Raw genomic sequence first — 20,470 nt, 5'->3', positions numbered from 1 at the left:
ATTTTTTGTTTTAAAAAATAAAGAAGGAAATTCTTTATTTAAAAAGTCCTTTGACAAAATAAGTTGCTAAGTATTCAATCGTTTTACTTGCATTCGGTAAGTCTGCCTCGGTGATATGTGTATCCATATAGTAGAAAAGCTGATAGACTTGCAATACTTCCTGAATCTTCTCTTGAGAATAGCCTTCGGTGAGCATCCTATTTGTAAATTTATCTACCAAAAACAGATGAAATGGATTTGAGTCGATACCTTTTTCTGATGAATAATAGTTATGTAGTTTCTCAGAAATATCAGAGTTGTACCATTCCAATAGAATTTTATTAGATGAAATGAGACTACGTGACCATCCGAAAATTTGACTGATAAGTTCAACCATATCTCCGTCCCAGTCAATATTATCTATCATAGTCTGACGGATAATGTTATTCTCATCAATATACACATCGAGAAAAATATCCTCTTTTGATTCGTAGTATTTATAGAAGCTTCCCACAGCCATTCTAGCCTGCTTTGCAATTTCTGAGATACTTGTCGCCTTGTACCCCTTGTCAGCAAATATTTCTCTAGCAGACTCTTTTAATGTTAATTTTTTTTCGCTAGCCATAAGGTCTCCTCTCGCCTGTGAATGAATATTATTTTCTGTTCATTCATACTTTAAAACAATTTTTTATGTTTGTCAACTATGGAGATAAAGTTAATCAGAAAAAATGGCTCTATAATTTCTGTAGTGGGTAAATCCACTGTAGAGATTATAGAGCTTTTTTTAGTGTAGAAAAAAAGTCCCATATGACCTATAATGAAAAGCGACGAAACTCACATTAGAAAGGGTTCATATGGAACAACTAAATCTTATCACAAATTTTCTCAGAATTAAAGACAAAAATATCACTATCACTGATGAATATGATATGGGGACTCACTTAGAACTCCACGGTCACTTGGATTACACAGCCCCTAAATGCCCAAAATGCAAGGGACAAATGGCTAAGTACGACTACCAGAAAACTTCTAAAATCCCCTACCTAGAAACTGCTGGCTACCCTTTACTTATCCGTCTTCGAAAGCGTCGTTTCAAGTGTAAAGATTGCGGAAAAATGGCGGTCGCTGAAACTCCTCTTGTCAAGAAGAACCACCAAATCTCTGTCGCTGTTAACCAGAAGATCGCTCAATTACTCATCGAAAATCAAGCAATGCAACATATTGCACACAGGCTATCTATCTCAACATCATCAGTTATAAGAAAGCTAAATGAGTTCAAGTTTGAAACGGATTGGAATACCTTACCTGAGGTGATGAGCTGGGACGAGTATGCCTTCAAGAAGGGGAAAATGAGCTTCATCGCTCAAGATTTCGACTCCCTAAATGTCATAACCATTCTGGACGGAAGAACTCAAGCAACCATCCGAAACCACTTTCTACGCTATCCTAGAAAGGTTAGAAATCGGGTCAAAGTGATTACCATGGATATGTTTAGTCCCTATTATCAACTTGCTAAACAGCTTTTTCCGAATGCAAAAATTGTACTCGACCGCTTTCATATCGTGCAACACCTTAGTCGTGCTATGAACCGTGTCCGTATTCAAATTATGAATCAGTTCAACAGAAAATCGCAGGAATACCGAGCCTTGAAACGTTACTGGAAATTGATACAACAAGATAGCCGTAAACTCAGCGATAAACGATTTTATCGCCCTATGTTTCGCATGCATTTGACTAACAAGGAAATCCTAGAAAAACTCCTGTCTTTCTCCGAGGAACTACGACAACACTATGAACTCTATCAGCTTCTCTTATTTCATTTCCAAGAGAAGAACTCAGACCATTTCTTTGACCTCATCGAACAGGAAATAGCCACCGTTAATCCTATTTTCCAGACGGTATTGAAGACATTTCTAAAGGATAAAGACAAGGTTTTGAATGCTCTAGAATTGCCTTATTCAAACGCCAAACTGGAAGCTACCAATAATCTCATCAAAGTCATTAAGAGAAATGCCTTTGGGTTCAGGAACTTTGAAAACTTTAAAAAACGGATTTTGATTGCATTGAACATAAAGAAAGAGAGGACGAAGTTCATCCTCTCTAGGTGTTAGCTTTTCATCTACCCACTACAGTTGACAAAGAGCCGAAAAAATCAGACAAAATCGCATTTTAAGCAACAGAAAAAGCCTAGAAACGTTGATTTCATAGGCTTTCTGTATGTTGTCTTATTTCACTTCAGTAAAAATCACGTGTTTACGCAATTTTGGTGAGTATTTTTTCAATTGAAGACGGTCTGGAGTGTTACGTTTGTTTTTTGAAGTAAGGTACAAGCGTTCACCAGATTCTTTGTGTTCAAGTGTAATATTTACGCGCATGGTATCTCCCTTCTATTATTCAGCTGAAGCAGCCTTAGCGATTTTACGTCCTTTGTAGTATCCTTTCAAAGATACACGGTGTGAACGTGAATAATCTCCAGTAGTTTCATCAAATTTCACAGTTGGAGCTGCTACTTTATAGTGAGTACGACGTTTGTTTTTCTTCGCTTTTGAAGTGCGACGTGCAGGTACTGCCATTTCTATTTTCCTCCATTAAAATACGAGAGCAAAGCCCTCTTCAAATCTAAAAGTTATAGTATGACTTGCGTCAACTTTAACAGTATATCAAAACTTCTTTGTAAAGTAAAGTTACTTGACAGATATTTTTAAAAATTTTATTCACCTAAATTCCCACCTAAAGAAAGTTTTCCAAATTTCAAGTTGAAATTAGCCACCCATAAGAAATTCACTCGGCGACGGTTATCCATTGTCAAATGTTTGCCTTTTGGTGTATAATGTTTTTGCATCTCTGTGCCCTTCCTTGTGTTTGTGGTGAACAACAAGTATAGCACAGAGGTGTTTTCTTTTGCCTTAAATTGGATTTCATTTGACAACAGGAACCCTTGAACCTGTTTTGTCAGCTAAATCAAGGCTACTATTAGCCTTGGCTACTTAGCCTAACAGCTTCAAGCCTGTTATCAAATGAAATTACAGCTTACTCAAAGATAGCGAAACAAATATTTTTGAGCAAGGCGAGGTGGCTAACTCATTATAGAACCTTCACTAAAGAAAGTTAGCTATAATATTCAAAAAGAAACAAAATTCACTTGACGGCATGTATATAATAGTTATAGGACGAGTTCCAATTACTCAATATGAAGGAGAACTGTATGAAAACAGTTGGGAAGTTTTTTGCGAAAAAGTTGGCTAGCCTCTTGGTCTTGTTGCTACTTTTAGGTATAGGGATCTTCTGGTTTAGAAATAGTATTCTAGCATGGTTCCAAGGCACCCACAAGGTTCAATATGAGTTTGTCATTAAGAAGTTTGAAGCGGAAAGCAAGCTGGTTGTGGCAGGTGCCGAGGTGGATACAACTGCCAACCATACTTTTAATAATAATAATCTGCAAGAATGGCCAGACTGGACAGAACCGATTACCAAGCTCTTTGTAGGACGTGAAATGTCTGTTGAAATACCTGTGCAGACGGAGTTCAAGTTGGTCTTGGAAGGGATTAGTCAGTCAGATTTCCAGATTCAAAACAATAATTTAACCTTCAAGAAACCTGTTCTTGTCGAAGTTGATTCTCAGCAACATGGAGAAATTAAAATCAGCAACAATAGCAATGGTCTGCTGGACAAGGCGGTCGATGTCTTCACTTCTGGACTAAAGGCCCAGGAATTTCTAAATGAAAAATCCCAAGAAGCCATTTACAAGACAAGTGAGAAAGTATTGAATGACGCGGAACGCCAAGAAAAAGTAGCGGCCTTTGCTGAAACAGCCTTAGAAAACCTCCTCAATCTCAATTCAGAAGAAAAACTTGAGGTTGAAATCGAAGTGGTCGACTTGAATTTCCAGATTGTAGACAAGAAATAGGTTTTAAACAAGGTCGTGTCAGTAGGCACGGCTTTTTGTTTGCTCTGCCATTTCCAAAAAAGCCCAAAATATGATAAAATAAGGGGCAATATTTAGAGAAATGAGAAAGCCCATGAAACTACAAAAACCAAAAGGGACGCAAGATTTACTTCCACAGGACTCTGCCAAATGGCAATATGTAGAAAATTTCGCGCGTTCTATCTTTAAACAGTATAATTTTTCAGAAATTCGCACACCTATCTTTGAACATTACGAAGTAATCAGTCGCTCTGTTGGCGATACCACAGATATTGTGACCAAGGAAATGTACGATTTTTACGATAAGGGAGAACGTCATATTACTCTTCGTCCAGAAGGCACAGCGCCAGTTGTTCGTTCATACGTAGAAAATAAACTCTTTGCCCCAGAAGTGCAAAAACCGGCAAAATTTTACTATATGGGGCCCATGTTCCGATATGAGCGTCCGCAGGCAGGTCGTTTGCGTCAGTTCCATCAGATTGGTGTAGAGTGCTTCGGCTCAAATAATCCGGCAACAGATGTAGAAATTATTGCCATGGCTTATCATTTCTTTGAAGAGTTGGGGATTAAAGATGTTCGTTTGCATCTCAATAGTTTGGGGAATCCAGAAAGTCGCGCAGCCTATCGCCAAGCCTTGATTGACTATCTGACACCGCTCAAGGATCAACTGTCTAAAGATAGCCAGCGCCGTTTGGAAGAAAATCCTCTCCGCGTGCTAGACTCAAAAGAAAAAGAAGACAAGGTTGCTGTAGAAAATGCACCATCCATCTTGGACTATCTGGATCAGAAAAGTACAGCTCATTTTGAAGCAGTCAAGTCTATGCTAGATAAACTGGGCATTTCATATGAAATCGACACGAATATGGTACGTGGTCTAGACTACTATAACCATACTATTTTTGAATTCATGACCGAAGTAGGTGGCAGTGACTTGACCATCTGTGCTGGCGGTCGCTATGATGGATTGGTTAGCTATTTTGGTGGTCCAGAAACACCAGCCTTCGGCTTTGGCATGGGGATTGAACGTCTGATTCTCGTACTTGAAAAGCAAAGTATTGAGCTTCCGATTGATACCCAAATAGATGTTTACATAGCTGTTTTGGGTCAGGAGGCCAATGGCGGGGCGCTTGAGTTGGTTCAAGCCATCCGCAAGCAAGGGTTCCGAGCAGAGCGAGACTACCTTGACCGCAAGCTCAAAGCCCAGTTTAAGTCAGCAGATGTATTTGGAGCCAAGACAATCATTACCTTAGGTGGTAGTGAAATCGAATCAGGTCAAGTCGTGGTGAAAAACAACCAGACTCGAAAAGAGGTTGAAACAAATCTTGAAATAGTTAAAACAGAATTTGCTAGTATTTTAGAAAAACTAAGTGAAAATTAGTGTTGTATCCTATGATAGTGTATTGATGAGCCACCTTTGTAAGAAGATGGTTTATCAAAAACGAAAAATGAAAGCGCTTTATTCGGATTTTTCGAAAGAATTGTGAAAAAATTAACAAAAACACTTTACAAAATCAAAAAGTTGTTGTATTATAAACATGTGAAAAAAGTAACAAACATCTGTTTTGTAAATGGAGGACTAAAATGGCTGAACAAAAAGTAGTATCACCTGAAGAAAAATTGGTGGCAGCTCAAAAACATGTTGACGAACTTGTTCAAAAAGGCTTGGTAGCCTTGGATGAGTTTCGCAAATTGAACCAAGAACAAGTTGACTACATCGTTGCGAAAGCATCTGTAGCAGCGCTTGATGCTCATGGTATCTTAGCAGCACACGCTGTAGAAGAAACAGGTCGCGGTGTCTTTGAAGACAAAGCTACAAAAAACTTGTTTGCGTGTGAGCACGTTGTAAATAACATGCGCGGTGTAAAAACAGCTGGTGTTATCGAAGATGATCCTATTACTGGTTTGACAAAAATTGCAGAACCTGTTGGTGTTATCTGTGGTGTTACTCCAACAACTAACCCAACTTCAACAGCTATTTTCAAATCACTTATCGCACTTAAAACTCGTAACCCAATCGTATTTGGTTTCCACCCATCTGCACAAGAATCTTCTGCACATGCAGCACGTATCGTTTATGAAGCTGCTGTAAAAGCAGGTGCCCCTGAAAACTGTATCCAATGGATTACTGAGCCATCTATTGCTGCTACAAATGCCCTCATGAATCACGATGGTATCTCAACTATCTTGGCAACAGGTGGTAACGCAATGGTACGTGCAGCGTATTCATGTGGTAAACCAGCTCTTGGTGTTGGTGCAGGTAACGTTCCAGCATATATCGAAAAATCTGCAGATATTCGTCAAGCAGCTCACGATATCGTTATGTCTAAATCATTTGACAACGGTATGGTATGTGCTTCTGAGCAAGCAGTCATCATCGACAAAGAAATTTATGATCAATTCGTTGAAGAATTTAAGTCATACAAAACTTACTTTGTTAACAAAAAAGAAAAAGCACTCCTTGAAGAGTACTGCTTCGGTGTAAAAGCAAATAGCAAAAACTGTGCAGAAGGTAAATTGAATGCTGATATCGTTGGTAAACCTGCTGCATGGATTGCGGAACAAGCAGGCTTCAAAGTTCCAGAAGGAACAAACATCTTGGCTGCTGAATGTGCTGAAGTTGGACCAAATGAGCCTCTTACACGTGAAAAACTTTCTCCAGTAATTGCTGTATTGAAAGCTGAAGATGTAGAAGATGGTCTTAAAAAAGCTCGTCAAATGGTAGAGTTCAACGGTCTTGGACACTCTGCTGCAATCCATACTAAAGATGAAGAACTTGCAAAACGTTTCGGTACTGAAATGAAAGCAATGCGTATTATCTGGAACTCACCTTCTACTTTCGGTGGTATCGGTGACGTTTATAATGCATTTATTCCATCATTAACACTCGGATGTGGTTCATATGGACGTAACTCAGTTGGTGATAACGTATCTGCTATCAACCTTCTTAACATCAAGAAAGTAGGGAAACGTAGAAATAATATGCAATGGTTTAAAGTTCCTTCAAAAATTTACTTCGAACGTAACTCTATTCAATACCTTCAAACAGCAGAAGGCCTTGAACGTGTTATGATCGTAACAGACAAATCAATCGAACGTCTTGGTTTTGTTCAACGTGTCATCGATCAATTGAATGCTCGTTCAAATCAAGTGACTATTCAAGTCTTCTCAGATGTTGAACCAGATCCAGATATTACAACAGTTGAACGCGGTGCTGAATTAATGCGTGCATTCCAACCGGATACAATTATTGCGCTCGGTGGTGGTTCACCAATGGATGCTGCTAAAGTAATGTGGCTCTTCTATGAACAACCAGAAATCGACTTCCGTGACCTTGTTCAAAAATTCATGGATATCCGTAAACGTGCCTTCAAATTCCCATCATTGGGTCAAAAAGCTAAATACATCGGTATCCCAACTACATCTGGTACAGGTTCAGAAGTAACACCGTTTGCCGTTATTTCTGATAAGAAAAATAACCGCAAATACCCACTTACTGACTACTCATTGACACCAACAATTGCAATCATAGACCCAGCATTGGTAGAGTCAGTTCCAGCCTTCATCGCAGCTGATACTGGTATGGACGTATTGACTCATGCGACAGAAGCATACACTTCTAACTTTGCGAACGACTACACTGATGGTATTGCCCTTCAAACTATTAAGTTGGTATTCCAATACCTTGAAAAATCTGTCTTGACTGGTGATCCAGAAGCACGTGAAAAAATCCACAACGCTTCTACAATGGCTGGTATGGCTTTTGCAAATGCCTTCTTGGGTATGAGCCACTCTATGGCCCATAAGATTGGTGGTCGCTTCCACACAGTTCATGGACGTACAAACGCAATCTTGTTGCCATACGTTATCCGTTACAATGGTACTCGTCCGTCTAAGACAACTACATGGCCTAAGTACAACTACTGGAAAGCGGATGAAAAATTCCAAGACATCGCTCGTATGTTAGGTTTGCCACATTCTACTCCAGAAGAAGCTGTTGCAGCTTATGCTAAAGCAGTTTACGAATTGGGTGAAAAAGTTGGTATCAAGATGAACTTTAAAGATCAAGGTATTGACGAACAAGAATGGAAGAAATACACTCATGAATTGGCTCTTCTAGCATATGAAGACCAATGTTCACCTGCTAACCCACGCTTGCCAATGGTAGCAGACATGGAAGAAATCATGAATGACGCTTACTACGGTTACAAAGAACGTCCGGGTCGGATTAAATAATATCTTTCCTTATTCGTGCAACAATTTTTGAAAGTACCTTCTCGGAGATAATTAGATTTGCCAACTAAAACTGGCTGATAGGATTGAGGTTGCTAAGTTGATTCTTAGCTACCTCAATTTTTTTTTGAAAAAGAACTCAATTTTTTTGAAAAAGAACTCAATTTTGTAAAAGCTGAGAGAAATATACATCAAAAGTGCAGATGAAAGAGATAGACTGTTAGAAAGCATGGGGGTTGCTACTCATTCTTTCAGATATAGAAGATTTATACTTCAGAACACAAGAAGATATCAGATGTCACAAGCTTGTTTTTTACAGAATACTGAAAATATGGTAAAATGGAGTGATAAAACTATTTGAGGTAAGGAATATGACTGTAAAGATCAATACAAAAGACGGCCAAATAGAATTGACTGATGACGTTATTGCCACAGTTGTCGGCGGTGCTACGACTGAAATTTTTGGTGTTGTTGGGATGGCTAGTAAATCTGCGATTAAGGACAATTTTCAGGCTCTTTTGAGAAAAGAAAACTATTCCAAAGGTGTAGTTATCAAGACTTTAGAAGATGGTCGTATTGCAGTCGATGTTTATACTGTGATGAGTTATGGTGTAAAAATAAGTGAAGTATCTCGCAATATCCAAGAACGCGTGAAGTTTAACTTGGAGAGTCAATTGGGTATCTCTGTTGATGCCGTTAATGTTTTTATCCAAAATATTAAAGTCGTAGGAGAATAATTGTGTCTAAAATTACTACTAGTTTATTTCAAGGAATGGTGCAGGCTGCATCAACTCGTCTGAATAAACAAGCTGAATATGTCAACTCACTAAACGTATTCCCTGTACCAGACGGGGATACAGGTACCAATATGGGGATGACCATTACAAATGGTGCTAAGGAAGTTGCGGATAAGCCTGCTTCTACAGTAGGTGAAGCTGCACAAATTTTGTCCAAAGGATTGCTAATGGGAGCGCGCGGGAACTCTGGTGTTATTACATCTCAGTTATTCCGTGGTTTCGGTCAATCTGTTAAGGGTAAGGTTGAATTGGATGGTAAGGATTTAGCACAGGCTTTTCAACATGGTGTAGAGGTAGCTTATAAAGCCGTTATGAAACCTGTTGAGGGTACTATTCTTACTGTATCTCGTGGTGCCGCAACTGCAGCGCTCAAAAAAGCTGAAGAAACAGATGATGCAATCGAAGTTATGCGTGCAACACTGGATGGTGCTAATCGCGCCCTAAAGAAAACACCTGATATGCTTCCAGTCTTGAAAGAGGTTGGAGTTGTCGATTCAGGCGGTCAAGGACTTGTATATATTTATGAAGGTTTCTTGTCAGCTCTTACAGGTGAGTACATTGCTTCTGAAGAATTTGAGGCGACTCCAGCAGTTATGTCAGAGATGATAAATGCAGAACACCACAAGTCTGTAGCTGGTCACGTTGCAACGGAAGATATTGCTTATGGTTATTGTACAGAAATCATGGTAGCTCTGCGCCAAGGCCCTACTTATGTTAAAGAATTTGACTATGAAGAATTCCGTAATTATCTCAATGATCTGGGGGATTCTCTCCTAGTTGTCAACGATGATGAGATTGTAAAAGTACACGTTCACACGGAAGATCCTGGTTTGGTAATGCAGGCTGGTCTTCAATATGGTAGCTTGGTTAAAGTTAAAGTGGATAATATGCGTGAGCAACATGAAGCGCAAGTTGAGAAAGAGGGTTCTTTCCAAAAACCAGCTGAGCAAAAAGAATATGCTATTATTGCTGTAGCAGCTGGGGAAGGGTTAACTGAGATTTTCAAATCACAAGGTGTTGACTATGTCATTTCTGGAGGTCAAACCATGAACCCATCCACAGAAGACTTTTTGAAAGCTATTGATTTGGTCAATGCGCGTAATGTAATTTTACTACCGAACAACAAAAATATTTTAATGGCAGCTCAGTCTGCGGCTGAAGCGGCGGAAGTTGTTGTAAAAGTAGTAGAAACTAAGACCCTTCCACAAGGTTTTACAAGTTTGTTGGCATTTGATCCTAGTCGTGATTTGGACAGTAACGCACAAGCCATGACAGCCTCACTAGCTGATGTGAAAAGTGGTAGCATTACGACAGCTGTTCGTGATACAACAATTGATGGCCTTGAAATTCATAAAAATGATAATCTTGGTATGGTTGATGGAAAAATTGTTGTATCTAATCCAGATATGATGGAGACCCTTGAATCAACATTTGAAAGAATGCTTGATGAAGATAGTGAAATTGTTATTATCTATCTTGGAGAAGAAGGTGACAAAGAATTAGCTCAAGCCGTAGCTGAAAAATTAGAAGAACAATTTGAAGACGTTGAAGTTGAAATCCACCAAGGAGATCAGCCAGTCTACCCATATCTGTTCAGTGTTGAATAAAAATGTGTCGTGAGTATGTGATCATACTCACGATTTTTTCACTTTCGTTTGGGATTTTCTGGTCTGCTTATGACAATCAAATTGGCCTATGGTATAATGGAATGTATGTTAAGTCGAAATGAAAATGAATTGATTTCAATTGGTGAAAACCTCGGCAGTGTTTGTCAAGCGGGGCAAGTGATACTGTTATCTGGAAATCTTGGTGCTGGAAAAACAACATTGGTAAAAGGTATTGCGAAGGGTCTTGGCATTGAGCAAATGATTAAAAGTCCAACCTATACGATTGTACGCGAATATGAAGGACGTCTACCATTATTTCATTTAGATGTTTATCGAATTGGAGATGATCCTGACTCTATTGATTTGGATGATTTTCTTTTTGGTGACGGAATTACTGTCATCGAATGGGGAGAGTTATTGGATTTATCTTTGTTCGATGATTATCTAAGAATCTACATTGAAAAGGTTGAAGAAGGTCGCTCTCTTTCTTTTGAAGCCTTTGGAGGACAAAGCCAAAGTTTACTTGCGGAGATTCCAAATGCGTAGAAAAGAGATTGAATTTTGTGAAGCAGATCCCAGTGATGCGCAGGCGTTTATCCATTTTATGCAGCAAGTAGCCTCAGAAACAGATTTCTTGGTCATGGACGAAACTGGTTTTGCATATCATCAAGAGCAGATGAAAACGATTTTTGCGGCTGGGATTGAAAATCCTAGGGAAATCCATTTGCTGGCAAAACTAGAGAATGAGGTTGTCGGTGCAATAACTGTTAAGTCTTCTAAACAATTTCGAATTAGCCATATTGGAAATATCTTTATTGCAGTTAAGAAAGAATATTGGGGTTATGGAATTGGCACTATACTCTTAGAAGAAGTTTTGCATTGGGTACGGGAAATTGGTTTGCTGAGCCGATTAGAGTTGACAGTCCAAGTTCGCAATCAAGCTGCAGTACATCTTTATAAAAAATTAGGATTTCAAATAGAAGGAACTCAATATAGAGGAGCTAGAACTGATCAAGGTGAATGGCTAGATCTCTATTATATGGGTATGTTGATTGGTGATCTATGAAAATTTGGAAAAAAATAGTCTTGATGTCCTTGTCGATTTTCTTATTGACAGTGGTAGCCGCTGGAGTTTACGGCAATAGTTTATTGGGCTTTTCGCTCGGGGAAATCTCAAAAACATTTAAATCTTTGGATGATAATGATGATTCGATTCAACCAATTGATGCGACAGAACCATTAACCATCTTGTTGATGGGGGTTGATATGGACCAGGCTTCTCGCGGGGGTCAGTGGGACGGTGGTCGAAGTGACTCGATGATACTTGTTACCTTAAATCCCACGACGAAAACAACTACTATGATGAGTCTGACGAGAGATATCATGGTTGAAATTGCAGAGCCAGATGGGACATCCAGTGGGACAATTGAAAAACTAAATCATTCCTATAGCTATGGACAAGCTCCGATGGCAATTGCGACGATTGAAAAAATGATGGATATTACCATTGATCGCTATGTTGAGATTAATATGGATGGGCTAGTTGAATTGGTTGACGCACTTGGGGGGATTGAGGTAAATAATACTTTGGGATTCCCAATCTCAATTTCGGAACATGAACCAGCTTACACTGCAGTTGTTCCGGAAGGAAAATCATTAGTAAATGGTAATCAAGCATTGGTTTATTCCCGAATGCGTTATGATGACCCTGAAGGTGATATAGGTCGGCAAAGACGGCAACGAGAAGTGATTACCGCTATCGTGAATAAGTTGTTAAATTTAGATGGATTAACACAATACAAAAAAATTCTGACAGCTATTTCAAATAATATGCGGACAAATATTGAAATTAACACCTCAACTATCCCTTCTCTATTGGGGTATAAAGATGCTTTATCTAATTTGGAACCGTATCAATTGCAGGGTGAGGAACAGATGATTAACGAACTCAGCTATCAATTGCCTACTAGTGAGCATCTGTTGGAAATGCAAAATGTTTTGAAAGCATCGACCGGGCAACCAACTGCTACTGATTTAGTGACAAATGTTCAAGTGAATGAAAGTATGATATACCTTCCAAGTCCAGTTAATGTATATAATGCATATACAAATGAATTGGTGCTTGAAGCAAGTCCCTGGGCCCAAACGTCAACTGAAGATTCGACCACATATGATACGACAGCAGAGATGAATTCAGAAACCACTGCTACAGATACCTATAGTTCAGAAGGGGAATAAGCTCAGATAATATCGTTAAAGAAATCGGGCAAAACTCACTATGATTTAAATTTGCATAACGAAAATAGCTTTGAATTACGTTATCAAAAACGTTGATTCAAAGCTATTTTTGGGTATAAAACTTTTTACCCAGCTTTCTATAATTTTTGGGGGTGTTTTGAAGCGTATTTTTCTTGGATGGTTTGGATCTCTTGTAAGTTGCCTGCTATACTTTGTTGGTAGATGCGTGTTTTATACTGGAGATCAGCTGTTAATTCTTGCAAAGGTTTTTGAAAACTTTGGATAATGGCTAGTTGATGTTGGATATTCGATTTGCTGGTCTGAATATCAGTCAGGAGTTGTTGTGTTTCCTTGACTTCTTTTGAAATTTTTTCTCGGTTGGTAATAGCAAGAAAGGTTGCACTGGCAGCACCTACAGCCACTATAATATTGCTAAGTTTCATCTTATTCTCCTAAATATAGGCTTTGCGCTAGCTGGGCTAATGCTGGGAAATCAGGTTCGTTGGTCTTGAAATGGATTTCCAGTCCATCTTCTTTATCGTATCGTGGTAAGAGATGGATATGGGTATGAAAGACAGTCTGACCAGCCACTTCTTCGTTATTATTGACAATATTTAGGCCTTTAGCACCGAGTGTCTCCTTCAAATGACTGGAGATAGTAGGAATCACTGAAAAGAGTGTAGCTGCTACTTCTGCGTCCATATCAAGCATATTGCGGTAATGTTTCTTAGGAACAACTAAAGTGTGTCCTTTGGTGACTTGGGTGATATCTAAAAAGGCAAGGATATGATCATCTTCATAGACTTTAGAAGCTGGGATTTCTCCAGCAATAATTTTACAAAAAATACAATCTGACATAATGACAACCTCTTTCTAGATTTTTTGATATAATAATTATATCAAATTATAGGAAGAAATGTATGTTAGAAGTAAAAAATATAACAGGAGGCTACATCAATATTCCCGTAGTGAAAGATGTATCTTTCACTGTTGAGAGCGGTCAGTTAGTTGGCTTAATTGGATTGAATGGTGCAGGGAAATCAACGACGATAAAGGAAATTATTGGCCTTTTGACTCCTTATCAAGGAGAAATTTTAATTGATGGGAAAAGTCTTGTACAGGATGCAGAGAATTATCGGAAGAAAATTGGATTTATCCCTGAAACACCTAGCTTGTATGAGGAATTGACGCTTAAGGAACATTTAGAGGTAGTAGCTTTAGCCTATGATTTGACTTGGGATCAAGCCTGGAGTCGAGTTCAGGGGTTGTTAACGGTTTTTCGGTTGGATGAAAAATTGGACTGGTTCCCTGTTCATTTTTCTAAGGGAATGAAACAGAAAGTTATGATTATCTGTGCTTTCATGGTGGAACCGAGTTTGTTGATTGTTGATGAGCCGTTTTTAGGGCTGGATCCTGTAGCGATTTCGGACTTAGTAAACCTATTAGAAGAGGAGAAAGCTAAAGGAACTTCAATTCTGATGTCTACTCATGTTCTTGATTCGGCCGAGAAAATGTGTGATTCTTTTGTTATCTTACATCAAGGTCAGGTTCGTGCAACAGGGAATTTAGAGGAATTGCAACATGCCTTTAACATGAAAGGTGCAAGTCTCAACGAAATTTATCTGGCGTTGACACAAGAAGGAGTGGCCAGATGAAGGCAATGTTTCAACAACGCAGAAGGGACTTCCTAACTAAATGTTCCAAGTATTTGCGCTATGTATTGAATGACCATTTTGTGTTAGTGCTGATGGTATTTATCGGCTTTTTAAGCTTGCAATATCGGCAATTACTACTGAGTTTTCCTGAAAACTCCCTGCCAATCTACTTGCTGCTTTTAGTGGTCAGTTTGTTGGTGTTATTTTCTGGGAAAATCGCCACTTATTTGGAAGAGGCAGATGAGATTTTCCTTTTACCAAAGGAAAAAGAAGTTCTACAAATTATCCATGTAGCAGCTAGACGGACTTATATCCTCTGGTCTGGAATTCAGGTGCTGGTACAAATGTTATTGGTTCCTATTTACTTAATACTGGGTTTAGCTGTTTGGATGATTGTTTGCTATATCCTTTTGCTGTTGGTGCTAAAATACATTCTAGTCAAGCACCAAATGGCACAATATCAGTCACAGGGAGTGTTGGATTGGTCCAAAGCCATTCGGGATGAGCAGAAGAGAAAACAGTCAATTTTGCGTTTCTTTGCCCTGTTTACCACGGTGAAAGGAATTAGTGTACCTGTTAAACCGAGAACCTATCTAAATGGGATATTGCGCCTTGTGCATGATCAACAAACGTGGTTTTATCTGTACCTACGTGCTTTTATGAGGGCAGGGGATTACTTAGCCTTAGCATTGCGCTTGTTTTTGTTAGCCATCTTATCATTGGTTGCGATTGATGAATCATGGTTGTCAATTGGCTTGGTCCTCATTTTTCATTATTTACTCTTGTTTCAGTTGCTAGGGCTCTTCAGGCATTATGATTATCAATATTTGACTCAGTTATATCCGTTGGGAAAAGATGAAAAAAGGCTTGGTTTCCAAAAGGTTCTGCGTATTGTACTTTACGGACTTTTAGGAATCGAAGTGAGTTTAGCTCTGCTATTTTCTAAAGAGAGTATAATGGTGGTGCTATTACTGCTGGTTGGGATTTTTTTGCACGAGGGATATTTACCAGCCAAATTAAAAAAATTGATTGACTAAATAGCTGAAAACTAGTAAAATAGTAAGGAATTTTTCAAGGAGGAATGGCATGCAGTTTGATACCAGTGGGCTACAATTACAGTCTATTGCAGGGAATAGTGGCAAGGCGTTCAAAGGCCAACGGTCAGACGGAACGCCAGTATTTGTGAAGTATGAAATGCCTCCTATTGTTTCAGTTTTGGCACGGGAACAAATTACCCCACCGATTTTATCAGCAAATCGTGAGGCAGGTATGGGGCATAGGGTTGAGCAGGAGTGGCTGAATGGTAGGACGTTAGAACGTCAAGATATGGGAAGTAAACAGGTGCGTCAGATTCTGGTGCGCATGCACTATTCTCGTATTTTGTTGAATCAGGCTCTTCAGATGAATTATACTTATATGGAGCCACAGGATTTGGTACATCGTTGGCAAAAAGAAGCGCCAGCTCGATTGGCACAAAACACATATTTGCAATCGATTTGTCAAGATTTGTTAAATCATTTGCCTAATTTCCGTCAAGAAGTAGCTACTTTTGTCCATGGTGACTTACATCATACAAACTGGGTAGAAACAACGAGTGGATTAGTATACTTGACTGACTGGGAAACAGCTTGTTTGACGGACCGTATGTTAGATGTGGCTTATCTGTTAACACATTATATTCCGCGTCATGAGTGGAAAGAATGGCTTCAAGCATATGGGTACAAATATAATCAAACCGTACTCAGTAAGATATATTGGTATGGTCAGCTTGGGTATTTAAACCAAATTGTGAAGCATGTTGAAAGCTACAACGTGCTGGCGGCTAATAAAGAAATATATGCTCTGCGTCAATTTCGTCAGAGTTTCAAGAAAGATATATGAGAGTTAGAAATCGAAAGGGAGCTAGTGAGCTCTTAGCAACCAATCCTCAGTTTGTTATTTCCAATCCGGAAGAATGTAAGGGGAAGTGGGCAGAAATTTTTGGGAATCATAACCCTATTTATATTGAAGTCGGGTCTGGAAAAGGTCGTTTTGTGACAGGAATGGCTGCACAAAATCCAAATGTGAACTATATTGGGATTGATATTCAGATGACCGTTCTAAGCTATGCCTTGGATCGAGTTCTGGAAGCAGATTTACCGAATATAAAGTTATTGCAAGTAGACGGTTCAAGTTTGACAAATTATTTTGCGCCAGCAGAGATTGATAGATTGTACTTAAATTTCTCTGATCCATGGCCGAAAAAACGTCACGAGAAACGTCGCTTGACCTATAAGACATTTTTGGACACCTATAAAGAAATCCTACCGGAACGCGGGGAAATTCATTTTAAAACGGATAACCGTGGACTGTTTGAGTATAGCTTAGCTAGCTTTTCACAGTACGGTATGGTATTGAAGCAGGTTTGGTTAGACTTACATGCGGACGGCCTAGAAGGCAATATTATGACTGAGTATGAGGAAAAATTCTCAAATAAAGGTAAGGTCATTTACCGAGTTGAAGCTATATTTCAATAATCTGTTGTTTTAGAGTTGTCTTTAAATCTAGAAGTCTTATTGATTTTCAATAAAGTACTAGCTGATGAAAAGTCAATGTTGCCAGTAGCCATGGTAAAATATTAAAAAAAATCCTTGCCAACCACTCTATTTTTTGGTAGACTAGTATGGTATGTGGTGCTAGCACATCCGTAATATTTGATCAAATGAGGAGGAATATACAATGGCTAAAGTATGTTATTTTACTGGTCGTAAGACTGTATCTGGTAACAACCGTTCACACGCAATGAACCAAACTAAACGCGCAGTTAAACCAAATCTTCAAAAAGTTACTGTTTTGATTGATGGTAAACCTAAAAAAGTTTGGGCATCAGCTCGTGCACTTAAATCAGGTAAAGTTGAACGTGTATAATGTTAAAGAGCCGTAAGGCTTTTTTTATTTCGTTTATCATGTTTTGACATAAGGAGATATAGGTTGAATCTTGACGTTGTGTTGCTTTTGAAGGATAATAGAGTTATATTCAATGAAAATCGAAAGTAGAAATAATGGCTTGTTGCCAATCGTTTTTTTAATGGTTAATGGTAGGGTTCTTTGCCGATTCCATTCATCAAAGACGCTTGGCAATGGTGCATTTTGATTTTTAAAGAGTTGGAATGGTGATGGAAAGTATGGGTAGCAATCCTTATCCAAAATAATAGAGAGGAAGTGCAATGGATAGAGACAGTGTATTAGCCTTTTTCCCACAGGGGAGATGGAACGAAAGAAACGCAAATGGAGATGATATTACCATTGATGTGCCAGGAATGGGCTATTTTTCTTTTGATAGGATGACATTGACTGAAAGGGAGAAACTGTTGATTGAGCTATTGCAGAATCAAGCAGAAACATACGCTCGTTCTCCTTGGCAATCCTATTTTGAGAATGATGGCATTCGACCAACAACCTTTAGCCTATTGCAAGTTCTTCATGTACATATTTGGTCATCAATTGATCAGGAGGGGCAAACGGCTTGGTTGGATATGATGAAGCAACTATTACCAAATCTTCAAGCAAGCTATTCTCCGGAGTCCAACCATCATATTTTTATTTTAGACCAATCGATCTTGTTGGATGTTCGAGAAATTTTAGGGGACACGCTCGCCACTATGGAGTTTGATTTTGGACTTCGTATGACTATTTTTCTTGGTCAGTTGTGGCCTGAATGGTTAGAGTCACAGTGGCCACTGTTAATTCAAGCTGAGCAAGATTTGTTTAGAAAGTGGTGTGCTGGTCATCAACAATCCTTCCTCTTGACATTTAGCTATCTGTATTTGTGGAGCGGACAGTCTTACCTTCAGCTACAATCAGGATTGAGGCAGTTGATTTCAAACCAACAGATGGAAGCGATCATTGAGGCTCTTTGGGAAGAAGGGGCAGTGTTAACAAAAGCAGCTCAGAAACTCTATCTACACCGAAACACTTTGCAATATCGGCTTGATAAATGGCAGGAGATGACAGGTCTTCAATTGAAAGATTTAAATGATTTAGCTATTTGCCATCAGGCTATCTTGGGAATGAGTATTTAATCTTTTGTGCAAGTTGTACAAAAGATTTTTTTCTTTTTGTGCAACTTGACCTAGATTTTAAAAACGCTTTCATTTACAATAAAGCTATCAAAGAAAGTGAGGCTTGAACATGGTTCATCTTAATTTAAAAAACATTTATAAAAAATATCCAAATAGCGAACACTACTCAGTTGAAAACTTTAACTTAGATATAAAAGATAAAGAGTTCATCGTTTTTGTAGGTCCTTCAGGCTGTGGCAAATCAACTACTCTTCGTATGATTGCTGGTTTGGAAGATATCACAAAAGGTGAAGCATACATCGACGGCGTATTGATGAACGACGTTGCTCCAAAAGACCGTGACATCGCTATGGTATTCCAAAACTATGCGCTTTATCCACATATGACTGTATTTGACAACATGGCTTTTGGTCTTAAATTGCGTAAATACAGCAAGGATGAAATCAAAAAACGTGTTGAAGAAGCAGCGCAAATCCTTGGTTTGACTGAACTCTTGCAACGTAAACCTGCAGACCTTTCTGGTGGTCAACGTCAACGTGTTGCCATGGGTCGTGCTATCGTCCGTGATGCTAAAGTATTCTTGATGGACGAACCATTGTCAAACTTGGATGCGAAACTTCGTGTATCCATGCGTACTGAGATTGCTAAAATTCACCGTCGTATTGGTGCAACAACTATCTACGTAACGCACGACCAAACAGAAGCGATGACATTGGCAGACCGTATCGTAATCATGTCTGCTACGAAGAACGAAGCAGGTACAGGTACAATCGGTCGTATTGAACAAATCGGTAGACCTGAAGAACTTTACAACCATCCAGTTAACAAGTTTGTTGCTAGCTTCATCGGTAGTCCTGCTATGAACTTCTTTACAGTTACTCTTCAAGATGGTGTCCTTATCGGAGATGGTTTCAAAGTAGATCTACCTGAAGGTCGTCGCAAACACTTGGAAGAAAAAGGCTACAATGGTAAGTCATTTACATTGGGTATCCGTCCAGAAGACATTAAAGCTTCTCAATTGGAATTAGATACTTATCCATCATCTATCGTAGAAGCTGAAGTTGTAGTATCTGAACTTCTTGGTGCAGAAACAATGTTGTATTCTAAAGTTGGAAATACAGAATTTGTATCTCGTGTAGATGCGCGTGATTACCACAATCCAGGTGAAAAAGTTCGTCTTACTTTCAACCTCAATAAAGCGCATTTCTTTAATGATGAAACAGAGCAATCAATCGTTTAAGCATGATTGATGGCATCAAAATACCCCGTCACTGACGGGGTATTTTTTGAATAAGAACACTTAATGAAAAAATGCGAGTAAATAATTTAGCGTGCCGAATTCGATCAAAATATAGACTCCTAAGAGAACAAACACTAATGGTAGAATGATACGCTCGTATTTTTCAAGAAATTCAGAGATAGGAGAGAGACTGCCAAAAGCATCTGCGATGAAGCAAATAACGGTTGTCCCCAACAAAATGATGACAGCTGTTACGATAAATTCTGGCATTGTTAAGGTTGTGAAATAGGGCGAGAAAATCCCTAAATTATCAGCGCCAGATGCTAATGAAAGGAGTAAAACTGATAGGACTCCTATTGTTTTGTCTGAGATCTGAACGTCTTCTTCAGATTCAAATAGAATGCGAACTCCCAAAAAAATCGGGAAGATTCCAAGTAAGCCAATCATCCACTCAGAAGGTAGTAAATTGGCGAATTGACTGATGATAAAGCTAGATACTATCAAGATAAAAGATGCAAGTAATTGTCCCAGATAGATGTGTTGTTTATCACTTCTATTTTTAGTTTTTGAAAAGAGGAGTATTAAAAGAAGCAAGTAGTCAATACTTGTTGAAATACTAAGAATAATTGCAGATATAAATAATATCATGGTTCCTCCGATTTAAAATTGTTGGCTGAATTTACCTTAAAATCTGTATTCACACGTAAAGTGCTTTTATGCAATAGCTATTCAATCGCA

Annotated in this window: 22 protein-coding genes and 1 pseudogene; 16 read left to right on the top strand and 7 right to left on the bottom strand. The window is 38.8% G+C overall.

Annotation, left to right across the window (positions count from 1 at the left end):
• Nucleotides 1–34: 34 nt before the first annotated feature.
• The gene (locus tag D2A30_08895) at nucleotides 35–604 is read right to left on the bottom strand and encodes a TetR/AcrR family transcriptional regulator (GenBank protein ID ULL21675.1); all 570 of its coding nucleotides are present in this window, start codon (nucleotides 602–604) and stop codon (nucleotides 35–37) included.
• A gap of 229 nt (nucleotides 605–833) precedes the next feature.
• Between D2A30_08895 and D2A30_08890 the strand changes: the two genes are divergently transcribed.
• Nucleotides 834–2,090, top strand: a complete 1,257-nt coding sequence (locus tag D2A30_08890; protein ID ULL21674.1) for an ISL3 family transposase — start codon at nucleotides 834–836, stop codon at nucleotides 2,088–2,090.
• Nucleotides 2,091–2,204: 114 nt separating this feature from the next.
• Here D2A30_08890 and rpmG read toward each other — a convergent pair whose 3' ends face one another.
• The 3 genes and pseudogenes from rpmG to D2A30_08875 form a co-directional block, all read right to left on the bottom strand.
• The gene (rpmG, locus tag D2A30_08885) at nucleotides 2,205–2,354 is read right to left on the bottom strand and encodes a 50S ribosomal protein L33 (GenBank protein ULL21673.1); all 150 of its coding nucleotides are present in this window, start codon (nucleotides 2,352–2,354) and stop codon (nucleotides 2,205–2,207) included.
• A gap of 15 nt (nucleotides 2,355–2,369) precedes the next feature.
• Entirely contained in the window at nucleotides 2,370–2,552 is a 183-nt protein-coding gene (gene rpmF / locus D2A30_08880; GenBank protein ULL21672.1) for a 50S ribosomal protein L32, read from the bottom strand.
• Nucleotides 2,553–2,761: 209 nt separating this feature from the next.
• A pseudogene (locus D2A30_08875) lies at nucleotides 2,762–2,866 on the bottom strand (IS30 family transposase).
• Between the two features lie 318 nt (nucleotides 2,867–3,184).
• On the opposite strand from D2A30_08875, the gene D2A30_08870 reads away from it, so the two are divergent.
• The 8 genes from D2A30_08870 (at nucleotide 3,185) to D2A30_08835 (ending at nucleotide 12,776) form a co-directional block, all read left to right on the top strand.
• Entirely contained in the window at nucleotides 3,185–3,886 is a 702-nt protein-coding gene (locus D2A30_08870) for a hypothetical protein (GenBank protein ID ULL21671.1), read from the top strand.
• 112 nt (nucleotides 3,887–3,998) lie between these two features.
• Nucleotides 3,999–5,282 (top strand): histidine--tRNA ligase, encoded by a 1,284-nt coding sequence (locus D2A30_08865; protein ULL21670.1) that lies wholly within the window; start codon nucleotides 3,999–4,001, stop codon nucleotides 5,280–5,282.
• A gap of 203 nt (nucleotides 5,283–5,485) precedes the next feature.
• Nucleotides 5,486–8,137, top strand: a complete 2,652-nt coding sequence (locus D2A30_08860) for a bifunctional acetaldehyde-CoA/alcohol dehydrogenase (protein ULL21669.1) — start codon at nucleotides 5,486–5,488, stop codon at nucleotides 8,135–8,137.
• 368 nt (nucleotides 8,138–8,505) lie between these two features.
• Entirely contained in the window at nucleotides 8,506–8,871 is a 366-nt protein-coding gene (locus tag D2A30_08855; GenBank protein ID ULL21668.1) for an Asp23/Gls24 family envelope stress response protein, read from the top strand.
• A 2-nt stretch (nucleotides 8,872–8,873) separates the two neighbouring features.
• Complete coding sequence (locus D2A30_08850) at nucleotides 8,874–10,538, top strand: DAK2 domain-containing protein (GenBank protein ULL21667.1); 1,665 nt, start codon at nucleotides 8,874–8,876, stop codon at nucleotides 10,536–10,538.
• A gap of 105 nt (nucleotides 10,539–10,643) precedes the next feature.
• Nucleotides 10,644–11,084 carry a tRNA (adenosine(37)-N6)-threonylcarbamoyltransferase complex ATPase subunit type 1 TsaE gene (gene tsaE, locus D2A30_08845; protein ULL21666.1) on the top strand — a complete coding sequence of 147 codons (441 nt, stop codon included), beginning with the start codon at nucleotides 10,644–10,646 and terminating at the stop codon, nucleotides 11,082–11,084.
• Nucleotides 11,077–11,604 carry a GNAT family N-acetyltransferase gene (locus tag D2A30_08840; protein ULL21665.1) on the top strand — a complete coding sequence of 176 codons (528 nt, stop codon included), beginning with the start codon at nucleotides 11,077–11,079 and terminating at the stop codon, nucleotides 11,602–11,604. Before tsaE ends, D2A30_08840 begins: the two co-directional genes overlap by 8 nt.
• On the top strand, nucleotides 11,601–12,776 hold the full coding sequence (locus D2A30_08835; GenBank protein ULL21664.1) for a LytR family transcriptional regulator: 1,176 nt from the start codon (nucleotides 11,601–11,603) through the stop codon (nucleotides 12,774–12,776). The genes D2A30_08840 and D2A30_08835 overlap by 4 nt, the downstream gene beginning before the upstream one ends.
• Nucleotides 12,777–12,913: 137 nt before the next feature.
• Here D2A30_08835 and D2A30_08830 read toward each other — a convergent pair whose 3' ends face one another.
• The gene (locus tag D2A30_08830; protein ID ULL21663.1) at nucleotides 12,914–13,219 is read right to left on the bottom strand and encodes a chemotaxis protein; all 306 of its coding nucleotides are present in this window, start codon (nucleotides 13,217–13,219) and stop codon (nucleotides 12,914–12,916) included.
• 1 nt (nucleotide 13,220) lies between these two features.
• Complete coding sequence (locus D2A30_08825) at nucleotides 13,221–13,634, bottom strand: HIT family protein (protein ID ULL21662.1); 414 nt, start codon at nucleotides 13,632–13,634, stop codon at nucleotides 13,221–13,223.
• A 62-nt stretch (nucleotides 13,635–13,696) separates the two neighbouring features.
• Between D2A30_08825 and D2A30_08820 the strand changes: the two genes are divergently transcribed.
• The 7 genes from D2A30_08820 (at nucleotide 13,697) to ugpC (ending at nucleotide 19,732) form a co-directional block, all read left to right on the top strand.
• The gene (locus D2A30_08820; GenBank protein ULL21661.1) at nucleotides 13,697–14,431 is read left to right on the top strand and encodes an ABC transporter ATP-binding protein; all 735 of its coding nucleotides are present in this window, start codon (nucleotides 13,697–13,699) and stop codon (nucleotides 14,429–14,431) included.
• A complete protein-coding gene (locus D2A30_08815; GenBank protein ID ULL21660.1) occupies nucleotides 14,428–15,468 on the top strand; it encodes a multidrug ABC transporter permease in 1,041 nt (346 codons plus the stop codon). Before D2A30_08820 ends, D2A30_08815 begins: the two co-directional genes overlap by 4 nt.
• A 49-nt stretch (nucleotides 15,469–15,517) precedes the next feature.
• A complete protein-coding gene (locus D2A30_08810; GenBank protein ID ULL21659.1) occupies nucleotides 15,518–16,312 on the top strand; it encodes a phosphotransferase in 795 nt (264 codons plus the stop codon).
• Complete coding sequence (trmB, locus tag D2A30_08805) at nucleotides 16,309–16,947, top strand: tRNA (guanosine(46)-N7)-methyltransferase TrmB (GenBank protein ID ULL21658.1); 639 nt, start codon at nucleotides 16,309–16,311, stop codon at nucleotides 16,945–16,947. Before D2A30_08810 ends, trmB begins: the two co-directional genes overlap by 4 nt.
• Before the next feature lie 202 nt (nucleotides 16,948–17,149).
• Complete coding sequence (locus D2A30_08800; protein ULL21657.1) at nucleotides 17,150–17,338, top strand: 50S ribosomal protein L28; 189 nt, start codon at nucleotides 17,150–17,152, stop codon at nucleotides 17,336–17,338.
• Between the two features lie 299 nt (nucleotides 17,339–17,637).
• Complete coding sequence (locus D2A30_08795; protein ULL21656.1) at nucleotides 17,638–18,492, top strand: PucR family transcriptional regulator; 855 nt, start codon at nucleotides 17,638–17,640, stop codon at nucleotides 18,490–18,492.
• Nucleotides 18,493–18,601: 109 nt separating this feature from the next.
• On the top strand, nucleotides 18,602–19,732 hold the full coding sequence (ugpC, locus tag D2A30_08790) for a sn-glycerol-3-phosphate ABC transporter ATP-binding protein UgpC (GenBank protein ID ULL21655.1): 1,131 nt from the start codon (nucleotides 18,602–18,604) through the stop codon (nucleotides 19,730–19,732).
• Nucleotides 19,733–19,792: 60 nt separating this feature from the next.
• Here ugpC and D2A30_08785 read toward each other — a convergent pair whose 3' ends face one another.
• Nucleotides 19,793–20,380 (bottom strand): cadmium resistance protein, encoded by a 588-nt coding sequence (locus tag D2A30_08785; protein ULL21654.1) that lies wholly within the window; start codon nucleotides 20,378–20,380, stop codon nucleotides 19,793–19,795.
• Between the last annotated feature and the right edge of the window lie 90 nt (nucleotides 20,381–20,470).

Source organism: Streptococcus suis (assembly GCA_022354845.1).
GTDB classification, from domain to species: Bacteria; Bacillota; Bacilli; order Lactobacillales; family Streptococcaceae; genus Streptococcus; species Streptococcus suis_AA.
This window is presented reverse-complemented; position numbering and strand designations above follow the sequence as displayed.